This is a genomic window from Nonomuraea sp. B10E15 (genome assembly GCF_039871615.1).
Taxonomy (GTDB): Bacteria; Actinomycetota; Actinomycetes; order Streptosporangiales; family Streptosporangiaceae; genus Nonomuraea.
Genome location: NZ_JBDPMB010000013.1, coordinates 191,053 through 210,274 on the forward strand (window position 1 = coordinate 191,053; position 19,222 = coordinate 210,274).

At 72.8% G+C, this 19,222-nt stretch carries 20 protein-coding genes; 5 read left to right on the top strand and 15 right to left on the bottom strand.

The window, feature by feature from the left end; translation table 11 throughout:
* Positions 1–162: 162 nt before the first annotated feature.
* The 5 genes from ABGB14_RS31320 to ABGB14_RS31340 form a co-directional block, all read right to left on the bottom strand.
* On the bottom strand, positions 163–606 hold the full coding sequence (locus ABGB14_RS31320; protein WP_347647435.1) for a CBS domain-containing protein: 444 nt from the start codon (positions 604–606) through the stop codon (positions 163–165).
* Positions 607–634: 28 nt separating this feature from the next.
* Positions 635–1,297 (bottom strand): TrkA family potassium uptake protein, encoded by a 663-nt coding sequence (locus ABGB14_RS31325; protein ID WP_347647436.1) that lies wholly within the window; start codon positions 1,295–1,297, stop codon positions 635–637.
* Positions 1,290–2,642: a potassium transporter TrkG gene (locus tag ABGB14_RS31330; RefSeq protein ID WP_347647437.1), complete on the bottom strand. Its 1,353-nt coding sequence runs from the start codon at positions 2,640–2,642 to the stop codon at positions 1,290–1,292. The genes ABGB14_RS31325 and ABGB14_RS31330 overlap by 8 nt, the downstream gene beginning before the upstream one ends.
* Positions 2,643–2,799: 157 nt before the next feature.
* The gene (locus ABGB14_RS31335) at positions 2,800–3,129 is read right to left on the bottom strand and encodes a DUF3140 domain-containing protein (protein ID WP_347647438.1); all 330 of its coding nucleotides are present in this window, start codon (positions 3,127–3,129) and stop codon (positions 2,800–2,802) included.
* Positions 3,126–3,347, bottom strand: coding sequence for a DUF2945 domain-containing protein (locus tag ABGB14_RS31340; RefSeq protein ID WP_132599853.1), 222 nt, complete (start codon positions 3,345–3,347; stop codon positions 3,126–3,128). Before ABGB14_RS31340 ends, ABGB14_RS31335 begins: the two co-directional genes overlap by 4 nt.
* Positions 3,348–3,476: 129 nt before the next feature.
* On the opposite strand from ABGB14_RS31340, the gene ABGB14_RS31345 reads away from it, so the two are divergent.
* Positions 3,477–4,031: an NADAR family protein gene (locus ABGB14_RS31345; protein WP_347647504.1), complete on the top strand. Its 555-nt coding sequence runs from the start codon at positions 3,477–3,479 to the stop codon at positions 4,029–4,031.
* Between the two features lie 99 nt (positions 4,032–4,130).
* On the opposite strand, the gene ABGB14_RS31350 is transcribed toward ABGB14_RS31345, so the two are convergent.
* The 3 genes from ABGB14_RS31350 to ABGB14_RS31360 all read right to left on the bottom strand — a co-directional run bounded on the left by ABGB14_RS31350 (position 4,131) and on the right by ABGB14_RS31360 (position 8,147).
* Complete coding sequence (locus ABGB14_RS31350) at positions 4,131–4,676, bottom strand: RNA 2'-phosphotransferase (protein ID WP_347647439.1); 546 nt, start codon at positions 4,674–4,676, stop codon at positions 4,131–4,133.
* Between the two features lie 117 nt (positions 4,677–4,793).
* On the bottom strand, positions 4,794–6,920 hold the full coding sequence (locus ABGB14_RS31355; protein WP_347647440.1) for an ATP-dependent RecD-like DNA helicase: 2,127 nt from the start codon (positions 6,918–6,920) through the stop codon (positions 4,794–4,796).
* Between the two features lie 93 nt (positions 6,921–7,013).
* Positions 7,014–8,147, bottom strand: a complete 1,134-nt coding sequence (locus ABGB14_RS31360) for an acetate kinase (RefSeq protein ID WP_347647441.1) — start codon at positions 8,145–8,147, stop codon at positions 7,014–7,016.
* Positions 8,148–8,268: 121 nt separating this feature from the next.
* Between ABGB14_RS31360 and ABGB14_RS31365 the strand changes: the two genes are divergently transcribed.
* Genes ABGB14_RS31365 through ABGB14_RS31380 form a run of 4 tightly spaced genes read left to right on the top strand, consistent with a single transcriptional unit; the run spans position 8,269 to position 12,311 of the window.
* Complete coding sequence (locus ABGB14_RS31365) at positions 8,269–8,757, top strand: 2Fe-2S iron-sulfur cluster-binding protein (RefSeq protein ID WP_347647442.1); 489 nt, start codon at positions 8,269–8,271, stop codon at positions 8,755–8,757.
* A complete protein-coding gene (locus tag ABGB14_RS31370) occupies positions 8,754–9,725 on the top strand; it encodes a xanthine dehydrogenase family protein subunit M (RefSeq protein ID WP_347647443.1) in 972 nt (323 codons plus the stop codon). The genes ABGB14_RS31365 and ABGB14_RS31370 overlap by 4 nt, the downstream gene beginning before the upstream one ends.
* Positions 9,722–11,752, top strand: a complete 2,031-nt coding sequence (locus ABGB14_RS31375; RefSeq protein ID WP_347647444.1) for a xanthine dehydrogenase family protein molybdopterin-binding subunit — start codon at positions 9,722–9,724, stop codon at positions 11,750–11,752. Before ABGB14_RS31370 ends, ABGB14_RS31375 begins: the two co-directional genes overlap by 4 nt.
* Positions 11,753–11,804: 52 nt before the next feature.
* Positions 11,805–12,311: a DUF6328 family protein gene (locus tag ABGB14_RS31380; protein ID WP_347647445.1), complete on the top strand. Its 507-nt coding sequence runs from the start codon at positions 11,805–11,807 to the stop codon at positions 12,309–12,311.
* Here the strand turns inward: ABGB14_RS31380 and ABGB14_RS31385 are convergent.
* The 7 genes from ABGB14_RS31385 to ABGB14_RS31415 all read right to left on the bottom strand — a co-directional run bounded on the left by ABGB14_RS31385 (position 12,251) and on the right by ABGB14_RS31415 (position 19,164).
* Positions 12,251–12,577, bottom strand: a complete 327-nt coding sequence (locus ABGB14_RS31385; RefSeq protein WP_347647446.1) for a monovalent cation/H(+) antiporter subunit G — start codon at positions 12,575–12,577, stop codon at positions 12,251–12,253. The genes ABGB14_RS31380 and ABGB14_RS31385 overlap by 61 nt on opposite strands.
* Positions 12,574–12,834, bottom strand: coding sequence for a monovalent cation/H+ antiporter complex subunit F (locus ABGB14_RS31390; protein WP_347619116.1), 261 nt, complete (start codon positions 12,832–12,834; stop codon positions 12,574–12,576). Before ABGB14_RS31390 ends, ABGB14_RS31385 begins: the two co-directional genes overlap by 4 nt.
* Positions 12,831–13,370, bottom strand: a complete 540-nt coding sequence (locus ABGB14_RS31395; RefSeq protein WP_347647447.1) for a Na+/H+ antiporter subunit E — start codon at positions 13,368–13,370, stop codon at positions 12,831–12,833. Before ABGB14_RS31395 ends, ABGB14_RS31390 begins: the two co-directional genes overlap by 4 nt.
* A complete protein-coding gene (locus ABGB14_RS31400) occupies positions 13,367–14,935 on the bottom strand; it encodes a Na+/H+ antiporter subunit D (protein WP_347647448.1) in 1,569 nt (522 codons plus the stop codon). Before ABGB14_RS31400 ends, ABGB14_RS31395 begins: the two co-directional genes overlap by 4 nt.
* 34 nt (positions 14,936–14,969) lie before the next feature.
* Positions 14,970–15,788, bottom strand: coding sequence for a Na(+)/H(+) antiporter subunit C (locus ABGB14_RS31405; protein ID WP_347647449.1), 819 nt, complete (start codon positions 15,786–15,788; stop codon positions 14,970–14,972).
* Positions 15,785–18,547: a Na+/H+ antiporter subunit A gene (locus tag ABGB14_RS31410; RefSeq protein WP_347647450.1), complete on the bottom strand. Its 2,763-nt coding sequence runs from the start codon at positions 18,545–18,547 to the stop codon at positions 15,785–15,787. Before ABGB14_RS31410 ends, ABGB14_RS31405 begins: the two co-directional genes overlap by 4 nt.
* A gap of 197 nt (positions 18,548–18,744) precedes the next feature.
* The gene (locus ABGB14_RS31415) at positions 18,745–19,164 is read right to left on the bottom strand and encodes an SRPBCC family protein (RefSeq protein ID WP_347647451.1); all 420 of its coding nucleotides are present in this window, start codon (positions 19,162–19,164) and stop codon (positions 18,745–18,747) included.
* Positions 19,165–19,222: the final 58 nt, after the last annotated feature.

Here is a 19,222-nt window from a genome sequence, read left to right on the forward strand (position 1 = left end):
CGAGCCCCGCCCGGCCGGTGCGCCGGACACACCTGATCGACCGCCCGCCCCAGCGGCGTCACCCTGCTCGCACCGCCCGCCGCGGACGCCTTCGCGCCCGTTCGGTGGGACGAACGGGCTCCGCGCCGGCTCAGCACCCACGAGCCGCCCGGAGGGCGCGGGTCACAGCTCGAGGGCGCGGTCGAGGAGGGATTGCAGGGTGACCGCGCCGGCCAGCCGCCCGCCGTCCACGACGGCCACCAGCGGGCTGCGCGTACGCGCCATCAGCGCCGCCAGCTCCAGCACCGTCGCCGTCATGTCGGCCACCGGCAGCTCGCGCGGCTGCTCCGGCAGGCACTCCCGGACGGTGCGGCCGCCGAGCTGCCGCAGGAAGAGGTCGGCGTGGGCCTCGTCGACCACCCGGGCCAGCGCCGGGTCGTCCCGGCAGTAGGCGGGCACCGCCAGGCGCAGCACCTGCGTGCCGGGCAGGATGCTGACCGGCATCCCGGCGTCGTCGACCAGGATGAGCCCGGGCAGATCGCGCTCGGCCAGCAGCCTGGCCGCCTCCAGCGCCGGCGTGTCCATGGTGACGGTGGGGAACTCGACCGTGAGATCGCGTGCGCGCATCATGACCTCCGCAGCTGGAGCCTGGTCCTCATGGCAGCTCCGCGAAGCGTTCGACCTGTTCGGTACGGCCGGAGACGAGGACCACGTCCCCGTAGGACAGCTCGGTCTCCGCGGTGGCGTAGGTGAACTCCTCGCCCGGGGGCTTGACCGCCACGATGGTGACCCCGTACTTGCGGCGCAGGTTGGACTGGCCGAGCGGGATGCCGACATATTCCTTGGGCGGCGTGGTCTTGGCCAGCGCGAAGTCGTCGTCCACCTGCATGTAGTCGAGCATCCGGCCGCTGACCAGGTGGGCGACCCGCTCGCCCATGTCGTGCTCGGGGAAGACGACGTGGTGGGCGCCGATGCGGCTGAGGATGCGGCCGTGCTGGGTGCTGATGGCCTTGGCCCAGATGTCGTTGATCTCCAGTTCGACCAGCAGCGACGTGGTCAGGATGCTGGCCTCGATGTCGCTGCCCACGGCCACCACCGCCTGGTAGAAGTCGGACACTCCGAGCTGGCGCAGCGCTTCGATGTCGGTGGCGTCCGCGGTCGCGATCTGGGTGATCCGCCCGGCCAGGCTCTGCGTGATCTTGGGCCGGCTGTCGATGGCCAGCACCTCGGTGCCGCGCCGGGTGAGCTCCAGCGCCAGGGACGTACCGAATCGCCCCAGCCCGATGACGACGACGGGGTCGCCTTTGTACTCAGCCAACGATGACTCGCTCCTCGGGTAGCTCGTAGTGGCGGGCGCGCCTGTTGAGTGCCAGGGCCGAGCCCAGGGTGAGGGGGCCGATCCGGCCGATGAACATCAGCACCGTCAGGAGCAGGTGCCCGGCCGTGCCGACTTCCGGGGTGATGCCGGTGGACAGGCCCGCCGTGCCGAACGCCGAGATCACCTCGAACAGCACCTGGTCCAGCCTGTGGGGGGTGAGCGCGAGCAGCGCGTACGTCGACACGGTCACGAGCGCGACGCCCATCACCGTGATCGTGACCACCTGGCGCTGCGTGGTCTCGGGAAGCCGCCGGTGACCGATGTTCACCCTGCTCTCCCCGCGGAGCTCGGCCCAGACGATGAACGCGAGCATCCCGATCGTGGTCACCTTGATGCCGCCCGCGGTGCCGGCGCTGCCCCCGCCGATGAACATCAGCAGGTCGGTGGCCAGCCAGCTCGACGGGTACATCTGCCCGATGTCGACGACGTTGAACCCGGCCGAGCGCGGCATCACCGACGTGAAGAAGGCGGCCAGCAGCTTCCCGCCGTCGTCGAGCGGGCCGAACGTCCGGGGGTTGCGCCATTCGGTGGCCAGGAAGACGAGCGTGCCGAACACCAGCAACGTCACGGTCACCGCGACGGTGATCCTGGTCAGCACCGTCCATCTGCTCGGATGCCGCCATGACCGGGCCAGCTCGAACACCACGGGGAAGCCCAGCCCGCCGACGATGGCCGCGGTCGCGATGGTCAGGCAGATCCACGGGTCGGCGACGAACCGGATGAAGTTGTCCGGCCAGAGCACGAACCCGGAGCTGTTGAAGGCGGAGATCGCGTGGAAGGCGCCCAGGTAGGCGGCGCGGCCTAAGGACTCGCCGTAGCCGATGACGAAGCGGCCGGTGAGCAGGACGGCGGCGACGGCCTCGCAGGCCAGGCTGAACAGGAAGATCTTGCGCACCAGCTTGCGCACGTCGCTCATGCTCAGCGTCTTGGTCTCCGTCTGGGCGGCGATCCGCGCCCGCAGTCCCAGCCGGCCCGAGATGAACAGGGTGAACAGGGTGGCCAGCGTCATGATCCCGAGGCCGCCCGCCTGGGACAGCCCGGCGATCACCACTTCGCCGAACGCCGACCAGTGTGACGCGGTGTCGACGACGGCCAGCCCGGTGACGCAGACGGCAGAGGCGGCGGTGAACAGCGCGACCACGGTGTCCGTGGCCTCGCCCTCTTCGGTGGCGATCGGCAGCGAGAGCAGGGCGGTGCCGACGGCCACGGCCAGGCCGAACGCGGCGACCACGAGCTGGGCGGGATGCCGGATTCTGGCTGGAAAGGGCGGTGTCGCGCCCATCATCGATCGCCGCCCCGCATGTCACGCATCGTGCACGCCCCTAGGGAAACCTCAGCAGGCAGTCGAAGCCGAGAGACTTCCCCTGCTCACAGCGCACTACGGTAACAGCCTTCCAGGGCGCCGGCGCACCAGAGTCGTCCGCCCGTGAACACCCCCCGCGTCACTTGAGTGGATCATGGCCCCAGTTCATCAGCGAGTAACGCCACCTGGACGCCGTGACGTCGCCGGAAGGGCGCTGCGCGAGGTGGCGGTGGACGTAGCCGACGACCTTGTTCATGTGGTCGTAGTCGTCGTCCGTCCAGTCGCCCTTCTTCTTCCGGAGGAGGTCGACGATCCTCCTGCCGGACTCGTGGCCGACCGACTCGCCGCCGCCGTCCTTCTGCCCCACCGCCAGGGACTCGTCGGTGGCCAGCCAGCGTTCGAGCTCGCCGGCGGTCATGTTCACGGACTTGCCGAACTCGGCCGCGACCTGCCGGCGGTCCTCGCTCACGAGCCTTCCTTGCGCAGCGCCGACGGCTTGTGCACGGCCTTCTTGCCGCTCTTCTCGCTGCGCACCACGTACTGGGGCTCCTCGGGAGAGGCCGCGACCGTGCGGCCGGCCTCCTTCTGCCTCTTGGTGAGCTTCTTCTCCACCTTGCCCTTGGCGGTGGAGCCGTGGCTGCGCCAGGTGACCTCGTCACCCTCGGCCGGTTCCTTCTTCTTTCCCATGCGCTCCGGCTACCCGGCGCCCACGCGGGTAGCCCCGGCGCACCCGTTCTTTACCCGGACGCGGGTCACGCTGCCCGGCCGGAGCCGGTCCCGTAGGTTGAGGCCATGCCAGACGACGCTCCCCTTCCGATGACCGTCGCGGAGACGATCGCCGCGGAACGCGCGGGCCGGCCACTGAAGTTCCTCTTCTTCTGGGGCCACCGGCCGGCCCGCGACGGCGGCCCAGGCCCGGGCTGCCTCAGCCAGTGGTGGCCGGTCACGTTCCACGAGGACGGGCACACGTACGCCTCGGCCGAGCACTACATGATGGCGCACAAGGCGTGGTTGTTCGGTGACGGGGAAAGCGCGGCCAAGATCCTCGCCGCCGGCCACCCGGGTGAGGCGAAAGCCCTCGGCCGCACCGTGCGCGGCTTCGACGAGGCGACATGGGGCGCCCACCGCTACGGCATCGTGGTGCGGGGGAGCATCGCCAAGTTCGGGCAGCACGCGGAGCTGGCCGCGTTCCTGCGGGGGACGTCGAACCGGGTGCTGGTGGAGGCGAGCCCGCTCGACCGGGTGTGGGGCATCGGACTGGCGGCCACCGACGAGCGCGCCGCCTCGCCCGCGACGTGGCCGGGCCTCAACCTGCTCGGCTTCGCTCTCATGGCCGCCCGCGACGCGCTCCGCCAAGCCACCACGCCATGACCGCGATCACCTCGCGCCGGACGCTCCCGCCGCCGGGCCGCGATCACCCCGTCGCGCCCTGGTCGTGACGCCGCGGCCACACCGTCGCTTCACCGCCGATCAACCGGAGGGAAAGCGGAGATAGCCGGGCGGCACGTGGTCGGCCAGCCACACCCCGTTGGCGCTGAGCAGGAACACGTGCCCGTCCCTGTGCATCGCCCCGGCCGCCACCACGAGCACCACGGGAACGCCCCGGCGGCCGCCCACCCGCGTAGCCGTCTCCCGATCGGGCGACAGGTGCACGTGGTGCCGGCTCATCGGCCGCAGCCCCTCCTCCTTGATCGGCGCCACGAACCGCCGCACGGTGCCGTGATAGAGCGTCTCGGGAGGCGCGACGGCGGGCAGATCGAGGTCGACCGGCACCGAGTGCCCCTGGTTGGCCCGGATGCGGCCGTCCGCCATCGTGTAGCGCCGCTTGTCGTTGGCGGCGACGACCTGGCCCAGCTCCGCCTCCGTGAACGGGAACCCGTGCGCGGCGGCGGCCCGCAGCAGCTCGTCGACCGGCGTCCATCCCTGGGCGTCGAGCGCCAGCCCGATGCGCTGCGGGTCGTGCCGCAGGTGCCGGGCCAGGTATTTCGAGATCCGTGTCTGGCGACGCTCGTCCACCACCCCATCGTCCCGCGCCCGTCAACCGCTTTGCCCCAGCCATTCCACGGGGCCATTCAACGGGGCCATTCAACGGGGCCATTCAACGGGCCGTGCGACGGGCCATGGCGGGCGACGTCAGCTCTCGAGGCTGAGAGCCAGGCGCCGGGCCAGGCCGGTGTTCCTGCGCCGGCCCACCCGGTGCACCGCCAGCTCCAGCGCCTCGCGCTGCCCCACCAGCACGACCCACGCCTTGGCCCTGGTGACCAGCGTGTAGAGCAGCTTGCGCCGCAACATGACGCCTCCGGCCTCGGCCACGATCGGCGCGACCACGAACGGGTATTCGCTGCCCTGCGAGCGGTGCACGCTGATGGCGTAGGCATGGGTCAGATCGTCGAGCTCGTCGAACCCGTAGCGCACGCTCTCGCCGTCGTCGGTGCGGATCTCGATCATCCGCTCCTCCGGGATCACCGCGGTGACGGTCGCCGTCTCGCCGTTGAAGACGCCTTTGTCGTAGTTGTTGCGGATCGGCATGACCCGGTCGCCCACCCTGAACACCGTCGCCCCCGACCAGTGCTCGGCCTTGCCGTCGGCGGCGGGGTTGAGCTGGTCCTGGATCAGCCGCCCGAGCGCGGCGGCGCCCGTCTCGCCCCGGCGCATGGGGCACAACACCTGGACCTGGCCGGGCTCGACCTGCTGCTTGCGCGGGATCGCCACCATCGCCAGGTGGGCGACCCGCCGGGCGACCTGCTCGGGATCGTCGAGCTCCTCGAACCAGAACCCGCCCCCCACCGCGGGCGACCGGCCGGCGCGGATGCGGTGGGCGGCGTCGATGATGCCGCTGCCGCCCGCCTGCCGGAAGACGTGGGTGAGCTGGACCCGCGGGATCTCCGTGACGCGCAGCAGGTCGGCCAGCACGTCGCCGGGACCGATGCTCGGGAGCTGGTCGCTGTCGCCGATCAGCAGCAGGTGGCTGCCGGACGGCACGGCCGCGGTCAGCCGGGTCGCCAGGTGGAGGTCGAGCATGGACGCCTCGTCCACCACGATGAGGTCGGCCCGGGCCGGCCGCTCGTCGAACAGCGTCTCGGGGTCGGGATCGGGCTGCTGGGCGAGCATCCGGTGCACGGTCATGGCCGGCAGCCCGGTGAGCTCGGACAACCGCTTGGCCGCCTTGCCCGTGGGAGCGGTGAGCGTCACTGTGCCGCCCGCGGCCCTGACGGTGGTCGCGATGGCCTTCACCGTGTGGCTCTTGCCGCACCCCGGGCCGCCGGTGAGGAGGGAGAGCGTGCTGGTCAGCGCCATGTTGACGGCGGCGCGCTGGTCGTCGTGGAGCTCAGGGTCCTCCCGGAAGGCGCGCAGCGGCAGCGTGGAGCGGGCGCGCGCCAGCCGGGTGAGCTGCTCGGTCAGCGCCACCTCGCGGGCGTGGACGTGCTTGGCGTAGGCGACCGCCTGCCGGGGCCGGTCGGGGGCGGTCTCCACGACCAGCCGGCGCTCGCCCACGAGCACGTCGACCATCGGCCGCATCAGCTCCTCATCCTGCTCGATCAGCTCCGCCGTCTCTCTGACCAGGGCGGAGACGGGGACGAAACAGTGGCCGTCGCGGTTGCCCGCCGCCTCGACGCGGTCGAGCAGGGCCGCCTTGACCCGCTGCGGGCTGCGCTCGGGCACCCCCGACTGCAGCGCGATCCTGTCGGCGACCCGGAAGGCGATGCCCCTGACCCGCCCGATGAGCGCGTACGGGTCGGTGGCCAGGACCTCGTCGGCGTCGGGACCGAACACCTGGTAGATCTTCGCGGCCAGCAGCGGGCTGACCCCCAGGCCCTGCAACGTCACCATGAGCGCGGCGATCGCCTTCTGCTCCTGCCACGCCTGGACGATCTGCCCCTGCCGCTGCGGCCCGATGTTGACGACCTCGGTGAGCCGCTCCGGCTCGGCGTCGATCACCTTGAGCGTGGCCTCGCCGAAGTGGTCGACGATCGCGTACGCCAGCCGCGGCCCGATGCCCCTGATCAGCCCCGATCCGAGATAGATGCGGATGGCGCGGACCGAGGAGGGGGTCACCCGCTCGCACGCGCTCACCGCGAACCGCCTGCCGTGGCGCGGATGCCTGCTCCAGTCGCCGGACAACCGCAGCGTCTCGCCCGGCTGCACCCCGCCCAGCGCCCGCCCGGTGGCCACGAAGCCGGGCACGCCGTCGGCGCTCATGCGCGCCACGGTGTATGCGTCCTCGCGGACGTAGACGAGCTGCTCGACCGACGCCTCCACAGCAGGGATCCAATCACCCGCCACCGACAGTCGTCCAAACGCCGGGCGCCGCGGACAGCGTCGGCGCGGGCCCGCGGGCCTGGTGGCGCTCCGTCAGGAATCCGTGTCCGCGAGGACGTCCAGGCACTCGCGGGCGAGCTGCAGCTCCTCGCGCACCTGGACCACCAGGACGGGCACGGCGGCGCCGGGCGCGCTGACCGGCCCGTCGTCGTGGCGGTTGCCGCGTACGGGCGGCAGCACCCCGAGCAGGCCGAGACGGCCGCAGACGGCTTCGCGCACCTCGGGCTGGTCCCAGCCGATCTCCCCGGTGAACACGAGGGCGTCGATCCGCCGGAGCGAGGTGGCCGCGGCGGCGATCTCCCTGCTCACCCGGTGGGCGAGCACGCGCAGCGCCAGCCCGGCCGCGTCGTCACCGTCACGCTCGGCCTTGACCAGGTCGCGCGTGTCACCGGACAGGCCGTCGGACAGGCCGAGCAGCCCCGACCGCCGTTCCAGCCCTTCGCCGAGCTCCGCCACCGACAGGTGGCCCTCCGACAGCAGCCACACCAGCATCCCCGGGTCCACGCTGCCCGAGCGCTTGCTCATGGGCAGCCCGTCGAGAGGAGTGAACCCCATCGAGGTGTCCAGGCTGCGCCCGCCCGACACCGCGCACACGGAGCAGCCGCCGCCCAGGTGCGCCAGCACCAGGTCCAGCTCCTCGAGCGGTCGGCCGAGCAGGTCGGCCACCCGTCCCGCGGCCCAGGCGTACGACAGGCCGTGGAAGCCGTACCGGCGCAGGCCGTGCCGCCCGCGCCATTCGGACGGCAGCGGATAGACCGCCGCCGCGTCCGGCAGGCCGGCGTGGAAGGCGGTGTCGGGGCAGAGCACGTGTGGCACGGCCGGCAGCTGCTCGCGGGCCGCGTCCAGCAGGGCCAGCGCGGGCGGCAGGTGCAGCGGCGCCAGGCCCGTGACGCCGCGCAACGCGGCGACCGTCTCGTCGTCGGCGACCGCCGGGGCGCGGACGACGTCGCCGCCGTGCACCAGCCGGTGCGCCACGGCCCGGATGTCGCGGTCGAAGTGGCCGCCGAGGAACGCCGACAGCGCCTCCCGCGCGGCGCCCGGGTCGGCGGCGCGCTCGGCGTGCGCGCTGTCGAGCACGCTGCCGCCCTGGACGAGATCGAGGCGCAGGCTCGACGAGCCGGCGTTCACGGTCAGGATCGCCGCGGAGTCCGTCGTCTGTTCGTCCATGGCCCGCCCCATGACCGCCGCGCTACCCGGCAGTGGTCCCGCAAAACTGGGCAAATCAAGGCTCCGTCTGGATTTGGCGTCCTCAGGATTGCTCGGTGAGGGCGTCGGGTAGTCGTGCGCCATGGACATCACCCTGAAGGTGAACGGCACACCCCACGCGGTCGACGTCGACCCGCGGATGTCGCTGCTCGATCTGCTGCGCGAGCGGCTGGGGCTGATCGGCGCCAAGAAGGGCTGCGACCACGGGCAGTGCGGCGCGTGCACGGTCCTCATCGACGGGCGGCGGGCCAACGCGTGCCTCGCGCTGGCGGTCGCCGTGGACGGCTGCGAGGTCGTCACCGTCGAAGGACTGGCCGAGGGGGACGACCTGCATCCGCTGCAGGCGGCCTTCATGGAACACGACGCGTTCCAGTGCGGCTACTGCACGCCGGGCCAGCTCTGCTCGGCCGTGGCCATGCTGGGCGAGCCGGGGCCGAGCGCCGTCACCGGCGATGTCGCGCTCGATCCAGAGCTGACGCCCGAGGAGATCAGGGAACGGATGAGCGGCAACCTGTGCAGGTGCGGTGCCTACGTCAACATCGTCAAGGCGATCGCCGAGGCCGCCCCGTGAAGCGCTTCGAGTACGCCCGCCCCGGCAGCCCGTCCGACGCCGTGCGCCGGTTCCGGCCCGGCACCATGTACCTCGGCGGCGGCACCAACCTGGTCGACCTCATGCGGCTCGGCGTGGCCGAGCCCGACCAGCTGGTGGACGTCAGCCGGCTGCCTCTCGACGTGATCGAGCCGGTCGGCGACCGGCTCCGCGTGGGCGCGGCCGTGCGCAACACCGATCTCGCCGCCGACCCGCTCGTGCGCACCCGCTACCCGATGCTCGCGCGGGCGGTGCTGGCCGGGGCGTCCGGGCAGGTGCGCAACATGGCGACCGTGGCCGGCAACCTGCTGCAACGCACCCGCTGCGCCTACTTCCAGGACGTGAGCAGGCCGTGCAACAAGCGCCGGCCGGGCTCCGGCTGCCCGGCCATCGAAGGCGACCACGGCAACCTGGCCGTGCTCGGCGCCTCCGGCGCGTGCGTGGCCACCCACCCGTCGGACATGGCGGTCGCGCTGGCCGCGCTGGACGCCGAGGTGCACGTCACCGGACCGGGAGGCGACCGGATCATTCCCATGCCCGGGCTGCACCGCCTGCCGGGCGACGAGCCGGAACGCGACACGGTGCTGGAACCCGGCGACCTGATCACGGCCGTGGAGCTGCCCGCGCCGCCGCCGGGAGCCTCCGCGTACCGGAAGGTGCGCGAGCGGGCGTCGTTCGCGTTCGCGCTCGTGTCCATCGCCGCCTCGCTCGACGTCGGCTCCGACGGCGTCGTGAGCGACTGCCGCATCGCGCTCGGCAGCGTGGCCCACGTCCCGTGGCGTGCCACGCGCGCCGAGCGGCTGCTGATCGGCGGGCCCGCCACCGGCGCGGCGTTCCTGGAGGCCGCGGAGGCCGAGCTCGAGCAGGCCCGCCCGCTGCCGCGCAACGCCTACAAGCTGCCGCTGGCCAGAAACCTGATCGTCGCGACCCTCGAGGAGCTGGCACCGTGAACCGCGTCGAGGGCCGCGTCAAGGTCACCGGGCTGGCCACGTACGCGGCCGAATACCCGGTCGAAGCCGTCGCCTACGCCTACCCCGTGCAGTCGCTGGTCGCCAAGGGCCGCATCGTCCGCGTCCACGACGCCGGGGCCCGCGAGATGCCCGGCGTGCTGGCCGTGCTGTCCTGCGAGGACCCGCCCCCGCTGGCCGAGGACGCCGACGCCGAGCTGGCGCTCTTCCAGAGCCGCGACGTCGCCTACCGCGGCCAGATCGTCGCCGCCGTCGTCGCCGACACCTACGAGAACGCCCGAGCCGCCGCCGCGGCCGTGCGCGTCGAGTACGACCCGGACGACCACGACGTCGCCCTGCGCACCGATCATCCCGGCTTCTACCGGCCGGACGTCGTCAACCCCGACTACCCGTCCGACACCGTGAAGGGCGACGTCGAGGCGGGCCTCGCCGGCGCGGCCGCGAGCGTGGACGTGACGTACTCGACGCCTGTCCTGCACAACAACCCGATGGAGCCGCACGCCGCGGTGGCCGTGTGGGACCCCGAGGGCAGGCTGCTGGTCTACGACAGCACGCAGGGCGCCTCCCCCGACCGCGACACCATCGCGCAGACGTTCGGCCTGCCGCGGGAGGACGTGCGCGTGGTGTCCAGGCACGTCGGCGGCGGCTTCGGGGCGAAGGGCTCCACCAGGCCGCACGCCGTGCTCGCCGCCCTGGCGGCCAGGGCCGCGGGCCGCCCGGTCAAGATCGCGCTGACCCGGCAGCAGATGTTCGACGTCACCGGCTACCGCACGCCGACGATCCAGCGGCTGCGGCTCGGCGCGGACGCCGGCGGCCGGCTCACGGCGGTGGAGCACGTGGCGTACGAGCAGAGCTCGACGCTGGTGGAGTTCGCCGAGCAGACCGCGACCCCGGCCCGCGTCATGTACGCCACGCCCGCGCTGCGCACCGCGCACCGGCTGGTCCGGCTGGACGTGGCCACCCCGTCGTGGATGCGCGCGCCGGGGGAGTGCCCCGGCATGTACGCGCTCGAGTCCGCCATGGACGAGCTCGCCTGCGCCCTCGGCATGGACCCCGTCGAGCTGCGCGTCGTCAACGACGCCGACGCCGAGCCGGAGGGCGGGCTGCCGTTCAGCTCCCGCAACCTCGTCATGTGCCTGCGCGAGGGCGCCCGCCGCTTCGGCTGGCGGCACCGCGACCCCGAGCCCGGCGTCAGGCGCGAGGGGGAGTGGCTGGTCGGCACCGGCGTGGCCGCCTCCACCTATCCGTCCAGGCGCCGCCCGGCCAGCGCGTTCGTCTTCGTGCGCGACGGTGACTACGTCGTCCAGGTGGCCGCCGCCGACATCGGCACCGGCGCCCGTACCACGCTGGCCGGGATCGCCGCGGACACGCTCGGCGTCCCAACCGATCAGGTGCACGTCGAGCTCGGCGACAGCGACCTGCCGGAGGCGCCCGTCGCCGGCGGCTCCATGGGCACGGCCTCGTGGGGGTCGGCCGTCGTACGGGCCTGCGAGGAGCTCATGAACGGCGACGGCAAGGAGGGCCGGGCCGACACCACCGGCGAGGTCGGGAACGACGCGCAGCTGGCCAGGCACGCCTTCGGCGCGCAGTTCGCCGAGGTCAGGGTCAGCTCCGTGACCGGCGAGATCCGCGTGCCGCGCCTGCTCGGCGTCTTCGCCGCCGGGCGCATCGTGGAGCCCAAGCTGGCCAGGTCGCAGTTCGTCGGCGGGATGACCATGGGCCTCGGGATGGCGCTGATGGAGGAGACGCTCACCGACGAGGAGTTCGGCGGGTTCCTGCGCAGGGACCTGGCGCAGTATCACGTGCCCGCCTGCGCGGACGTGCCGCACGTCGAGGCGGTCTGGCTGGACGAGCAGGACGGCGAGCTCAACCCGATGGGCAGCAAGGGCATCGGCGAGATCGGCATCGTCGGCACGGCCGCGGCCATCGGCAACGCCGTGCACCACGCGACCGGCCATCGCGTGCGCGACCTGCCCATTACGCCGGTCAAGGTTCTGTCAAGGTTTTAGCCGCCGCGCCGGAGGAAGGAGAGGGGCCGCGCGTCACGGGTGGGAGGGTGCGGTGAAAGAGGAGTCGCACGGGGAGCGGGCGGATCGGAACTTCGTCGAGCTCCTGCAGGGAGCCCGAGTGGCGGTGACCGGGGTGCAGGTGCTGTTCGCGTTCCTGCTGACGGTGCCGTTCTCACCCGGGTTCACCCGGATCGACCGGGCCGACCAGTGGCTCTACTACGCGGCGCTGGTCAGCGCCGCCCTCGCGTCCATCTGGTACATCGCGCCGACCGCGCAGCACCGCGTGCTGTTCCGGCAGGGGCGCAAGGAGACGCTGGTACGCCGTTCCAACCGTTACGGCCTGGCCGGCGCGCTCGCCCTGGCCGTGTCCATGACCACGGCCACGATGTTCGTGATCGACCACCTGTTCGATGCCGTGCTGGCGGGGGCCACCGCGGGCGTGCTGGCCCTGCTGGCGTTGTGGACCTGGTTTGGCCAGCCGGCGCTGACCAGGTCGGATCAGTCGCCGGGCGGCGCCGTCGAGCCGTCGTCGGGCGGCGCCGACGACCCCCGGGCATAGGACGCCCTGGCCACCATGTAGGCCGCCACCGCCACGGTGATCACCTGGGAGATCCCGGCCAGCAGCAGCGGGCCGGCGGTCGCCCACGTGGGCCGGTGCAGCCACATGGCGAACAGCACCAGCAGCACGCCCAGCACCTGCGGTTTCGTGCCGGCGTGCATACGATCCAGCGTGGTGCGGAACCGTACGAGGCCGATGCCGGCCGCCAGCGCCAGCACCGACCCCAGCAGCAGGAAGGCCGCCGCCGCCACGTCGAGCGCGCTCACCGCGACCTCCCCGAGAAGAAGCGGGCCAGCGACACCGAGCCGACGAACCCCAGCAGCGACAGCACCAGCAGGATCGGCAGGTCCGAGTAGTCGTCCATGACCACCGCGAACGCCCCCGCGCCGCACATCGCCATGGCCGTCAGCACGTCCAGGGCCACGGCCCGGTCGAGCATCGAGGGCCCGCGCCACAGCCGGAAGAGCGTGGCGGCCGCCCCGCAGCCGAGCAGGCCGATCGCCACCAGGTACACCGCCTTCACCGCAGCTCCTCCCTGTCGGCCCGGGTGCCGAAGGCCTCCACGATGCGCCTCTCCAGCGCGGTGATGTCCGCCCGCACGGCCTCGGTGACCTCGCCCGGGAGCCCCAGCACGTGCACCGCCACCTCGTGTTCCTCGGGGTAGAGCTCCGCCACCAGGCTGCCGGGCACGGAGGTGATCGCGACCATGGTCAGGACGACCATGGACTCCGACGAGGTGCGCAGCCGCACGCGGACGACCTGCGTCGGCGGCGGGCCCGGGTGGACCACCCAGTACACGACCCGCAGGGTCGAGACCACCCCCTCCGCGGCGAACCAGAGCAGGAACCGCACCAGGCCGGCCGGGTTCACCCTGATGCCGGGGTCCACGGCGGGCAGCGGCAGCAGCCAGGTCACCACGACTCCGGCGGCCAGCCCGCCCAGCAGGTTGCCGGCGCTGACGTCCCCCCACAACGCCGTCCACACGAGCGTCAGCCAGGCGACCAGCGGCAGCGGCACGCGCCTGCCGAACACCCGCGGCGCCAGCACGTTCAGGTTCACCGTTGCCTCCCCAGGACCGCCGAGATGTACGGCTCGCGCGCCATCAGTTCGCTCGCCGCCCGCTCGGCCAGCGCCGACAGCGGCCCGGCGAGCACCGTGAACGACAGGCCGAGCGCCACCAGTGCCGTCACCGACGCGGTCAGGGCCGTCGGCAGCGACGTCGTGGTCACCGTCGGGTCCTCGCCGGTGTCCTCCTCGCTCTCCACCACCGTGCCCACCCGCTCGGCGCGCGAAGCGCTCCAGAACGCCCTGTTCCAGGCCTTGGCGAGGGCGTACAGCGTGAGCAGGCTCGTGACGAGGCTCGCGGCCACCAGCATGCCCGCCTGCCAGCCGCCGGCCGCCAGCCCGGCCTGCACCAGCAGCAGCTTGCCCAGGAAGCCCGACATGGGCGGGATGCCCGACAGGTTCATGGCCGGCACGAAGAACAGCACCGCGATCAGCGGCGTGGCCTTCATCAGGCCGCCGAGCCTGATCACCGACGTCGTGCCGAAACGCCGCTCGATCATCCCCGTCACCAGGAACAGGCTCGTCTGCACGGTGATGTGGTGCACCACGTAGAAGATCGCGCCGGACAGCCCGGCCCGCGTGGACAACCCCACGCCGAACACCATGTAGCCGATGTGGCTGACCAGCGTGAACGAGAGCATGCGCTTGAGGTCGGTCTGTGCGACCGCGCCCAGCACGCCCACCAGCATGGTGGCCAGCGCCAGCCACATCAGCAGCGTCGACACCGGGCCGCCGGGGAACAGCAGCGCCTCCAGCCTGATGATCGAGTAGACGCCGACCTTGGTGAGCAGGCCGGCGAACACGGCCGTGGCCGGAGTCGGCGCGGTCGGGTAGGAGTCGGGCAGCCACGCCGACATGGGGAAGATCGCCGCCTTGATCGCGAACGCCAGCAGCAGCGTCAGCTCCACCAGCAGCTTCACCTGCTCGGGCAGCGGCGGGAACCGCTCGGCGAGCTGCGCCAGCGCCAGCGTCCCCGTCGCCCCGTAGGTGATCGCCAGCGCCACCAGGAACAACATGGACGAGGCCAGGGCCATCAGCGTGTACGTCGCGCCGGCCCGGATCCTGGCCTCGGTGCCGCCGAACGTGAGCAGCACGTACGAGCCGCTCAGCAGCAGCTCGAACGCCACGAACAGGTTGAACAGGTCGCCGGACAGGAACGCGTCCGCCACCCCGGCAACCATCACGAGGAAGGCCGGATGGAAGATCGCCATGGGAGCGTCGTGCTCCTGCTCGTCGTAGGCGTTGGCGACCGAGTACACCATCACGCAGAACGTCACCGCCGACGAGATCACCAGCACCAGGGTCGAGAGCCGGTCGGCGACCAGGCAGATGCCGATCGGCGACGGCCACCCGCCCAGCTCGGTGACCAGCGGGCCGCGCGACTCGGCCGCCACCAGCAGCACCACGGACACGGCGAGCGACAGGCCGAGGGTGACGAGGCTGATGACCGACTGCAGCCGTCGCAGCCGGCCGCCGATGGCCAGTTTCACCCCGGCGGCCAGCAGCGGCAGCAGCACCGGCACGCAGATGAGGCTCTCCACGGGCAGGGACGGCACCACGCTCAGCCCCCTTCCGCGTCGAAGCGGCGGTCCATCAGTCGTCCCCCTCCAGGTCGGGGTCCTGCGCGAGGGCCTGGCGCTCGCGCTCCTCCCTGATGGCCGCCCGCATCTGCCTGCGCGCCTCGCGCTGCCGCACCCGCAACCTCCTGCGCAGTTCCTTCACCTCGGCCGCCTGGGCCGCCCGCCGGCGGACGTGCTCGTCACGCAACTCCTCGATGCGGGCGAGGTTGTCCTCCGCCCGCGCCTCCTCCCGCAGCCCGGCCTCCTCGAAGCGCCGGTGCAGATCCTCCTCCGACAGTCCCTGCTCCCGTCCCAGGCGCATCCACTCCTCGAGCTCCTCGTACACCCGGGCCAGGCGCTGCTCCAGGTCGGCCTCCTGCAGCCGCTCCCGTTCGGCCTGCTCGGCCTGCAGGTTCGCCAGCTCGGCCCGCTGGCGCACGACCAGCCGGCGGTAGTCGTCCACCCTGCGGCGCACCGCGTCGCCCAGCTCGCCCCGCCGCGAGCGCAGCCGTACGCGCCGGTCCTCGGTGTCGTCCTGCACCTCGTCGGACCCCGTCAGCTGCCACGTTCTGTGCACCATGGCCAGCAGGAACGCCGTCACGCCCATGGTGATCACGATGGCGGTGAGCACCATCGCCTGCGGCAGCGGATCGGCCATCCTGGCGGGCGGCGTGAACCCCAGGATGGGCGGGCCGCCGGCGCTGCTCCCCGCCGTGACGATCAGCAGGTTCACGCCGTTGCCGAGGACGATGACGCCGGCGAGCGCGCGTACCAGGCTCCGCTCCAGCAGCAGCGTCACGCCCGTCGTGATCATCACGAGGCAGGCCAGGAACGGCGCCAGGGAGACGGTCACGCGCTCTCCTCGGCGTCGATCTGCCGGTCCAGCTCGGCGCCCAGGCCGCGCAGCACGTCCTGCACCATGCCGATCACCGACAGGTATATGCCGAGGTCGAACAGCAGCCCGGTGGACAGGTGCACGTGCCCGACGAGCGGCACGCTCACGTCCGTGGCCAGCATGTCCAGCGCCGCCGAGCCGAACAGCAGCCCGATCAGCGCCGTGCCCGCCGACAGCGTCAGCCCGGCGCCCATCAGCACGCCCGCGTGCACCGGCACCGCCACGGCCAGCTCGTTCCGCCCGCCGGCCAGGTAGCGCACGGCGATCGCCAGCCCGGCCACGATGCCGCCGGCGAACCCGCCGCCGACCCCGCTGTGCCCGACGAACAGCAGGAACACCGAGAGCAGCAGCACCGTGTGGAACGTCAGCCTGGCCACCACGTCGAACGCCAGCACCCGTTGCCCGCGCGGAAGCGTGGAGGCCAGCCAGTGCGGCTCCGCCGGCGGGTGCTCCGCCTCCACCGGCTCGATCCGGTACGACCTGCGCCGCAGGAACACCAGGCTCGTCAGGCCCAGGGTCAGCACGACGAGCACCGTGCTCTCGCCCAGGGTGTCCCAGGCGCGGATGTCGACGATCAGCGCGGTGACGACGTTGCGCGCGCCCGCCTCGCCGGCCGCCATCGCCATGTGCGCGCCGACCGGCACGACGTCGCGCGCGCTGCTCGCCAGCATGCCCGCGCCGGAGAGGACCACCCCCACGGCCAGCCCGAGCCCGATCCTGACCGGGAACGGCAGCCGCCCCCTGCCCGGGTCGATCGGCAGCCGCCGCAGCACCAGGGCGAAGACCACCAGGAGCAGCGTCTCGGCCAGGAACTGGGTGAGCGCCAGGTCGGGCGAGCCGTGCACGAGGAACAGCAGCGCGGTCCCGTACCCCAGCATGCCGACGACGACGGCCAGGAAGATGGAGGCGCGGGCGAGCAGCGCCAGCACGGCCGTCGCCGCGACCAGCGCGGTGATGACGGGCTGCTCCGTCCGCTGCCAGGCGACGACCGGCACGTCCAGGCGCGGCGCGCCTCCGTAGGCGAGGGAGAACACGCCGACGCCGACCGTGGCCAGCATGGTGAGCATCAGGTAGTCGGGCACCGAGCCGCGCTGCACGAAGCCGGTCAGCTGGATGGCGAAGCGGTCGAGCCCGCGCAGGATGATCCAGAAGACCTGGCTGGAGTCCAGCGCGGGCAGCACCGCCCTCGCCCTGGCCACCGGCTCCCTGGCCGCGAACAGCAGCACGCCGGCCGCCAGCGCCGCGGCCGACAGCAGCAGCGGCAGGCCGAACCCGCTCCACACCACCAGGTGGGTCTCGTGCCCGGGATCGCGGAAGGCCTCCGTGTAGGCCGACATCGCGCTCGCGTACCAGGAGGCCGCCGGCGCCAGCGCCAGCCCCAGCACCGACAGCAGCGCGGTGGGGACGAACATGGCCGCGGGCACGCGGTGCACCGGCCGCGCCGGCACGCCCGGCTTGGCGGCGAACGCCCCCCACAGGAAGCGCAGCGTGTACGCCGCCGTCAGCGCCGACCCGGCCACCACGCCCGCCAGCGCGAACGGCGCGTCCAGCAGCGCCTCCAGCGCCGCCTCCTTGGCGGCGAACCCGGCCAGCGGCGGCAGACCCGCCATCGACGCCCCCGCGAGCACCGCCGCCGCGCACACCCAGGGCATCGCCCGGCCCACCCCGCTGAGCTCGCCCGTCTCGCGGCTGCCCGCCGCGTGGTCGACGATGCCCACCACGAGGAACAGGGCCGCCTTGAACAGCGCGTGCGCCACCAGCATGGCGACCCCGGCCAGCGCGGTCGCCCGCGTTCCCGCGCCGAAGAGCGCCACGAGGAAGCCCAGCTGGCTGACCGTGCCGTAGGCCAGCAGCCGCTTGAGATCCGTCTCGCGCAGCGCCCGCCAGCCACCGAGCACCATCGTGACCAGCCCGAGCGGCACGGCCACCGCCCGCCACAGCGCCACGTCGCCGAACGCCGGGCCGAGCCTGGCCACCAGGTACACGCCCGCCTTCACCATGGCCGCCGCGTGCAGGTACGCCGACACGGGCGTGGGCGCGGCCATCGCGGCGGGCAGCCACGTGCTGAACGGGAAGATCGCCGACTTGGCCAGCGCCCCCGTCAGCACCAGCACCAGCGCGACCGGCCCGGCCGCCGGGGGATCGGCCGCGATCGACGACACCCGGTACGTGCCCGCGGCCTGACCGATCAGCACGAACCCCGCCAGCATGCACAGCCCGCCGAACGTGGTGATCGTCAGCGCCTTCATCGCCGCCTGCCTGCTCGCCCGGCTCACCGGGTCGTAGCCGATCAGCAGGTACGAGAAGACGGTGGTCAGCTCCCAGAACACGTACAGCAGGAGCAGGTTGTCGGCCGTCACCAGCCCCAGCATCGACCCGGCGAAGGCCACCATCACGCCGCCGTAGCGGCCGAGCCCGTCGTCGTCCGCCGGCAGGTACGCGGCGCTGTAACCCAGCACCAGCACGCCGACGCCCGTCACCAGCGCCATCATCACCACGGCCAGCGGGTCGGCGCGGAAGTCCAGCTCCAGCTGCATCACCGGCGACCACGTGGTGGCCTCCCGCGCGGGCAGCCCCCGCACCGCGACCCAGAGCGTGTAGACGAAGGCGGCGGCCGGCGGCACGGCCAGCACGGTGAAGGAGGCGCGTCCCATGCGGGCGGCCAGCCAGGGGGCGCAGATCGCCGCCACCGCGTGGAGGACCAGCAGCAGCTCCATGGGCTCCTCGGGCGGGAAATTCCGGTTACGTCCGCCCAATCTCTCCCGCCGTGCCCCCGCCGCCGCGCAGGCACGGCCGGGGTTGACCCGAACCTCACCACTCCCACACCCGGGGGTGGGACGGCGCCGTCAACGCCGCGGCGCCTCCGAGCACCGGGACGCCGTACGCCTGCCGGCGACAGAAGCCGTCAGCGCGTTCAGCCGGCGTCGTCGACGCGCCGGCGCACCTCGTCGGCCAGCTGGCCGAGTGACCGGTCGAGCAGCTCGCGCACCTCGTCGGCATGGGCCCCCGAGCCGGGCTCGTCGAGCAGCGAGATGTGCACGGTCACCTCGCTCGTGCCGCTCGCCGCGTCGGAGACCTGCAGCCAGCCGGCGTAGCCGGGATGGTCGCGCCCGCCCCACTCCACGCGCAGCTGCTCGTCCGAGGCCCGGAACAACCCTTCGTGCGGGCCTGAGCCGGGCACCAGGTCGCCGCCCGCCTCCACGGTGCCGGGGCCGCTGCCGGTCACCGTCAGGCCCTGCGGCAGCCACCTGTCCATGATCTCCACGTCGGACGCGACGCCGTACACGATCATGCTGTCGGCCGGCATGCCGCGCGTCGCCTCGAACTCCGCCATGACACCCCCCGGCACACTCCCCGGTCAATGCTCCCGCCGTACCCGTGTGATGTGCGGG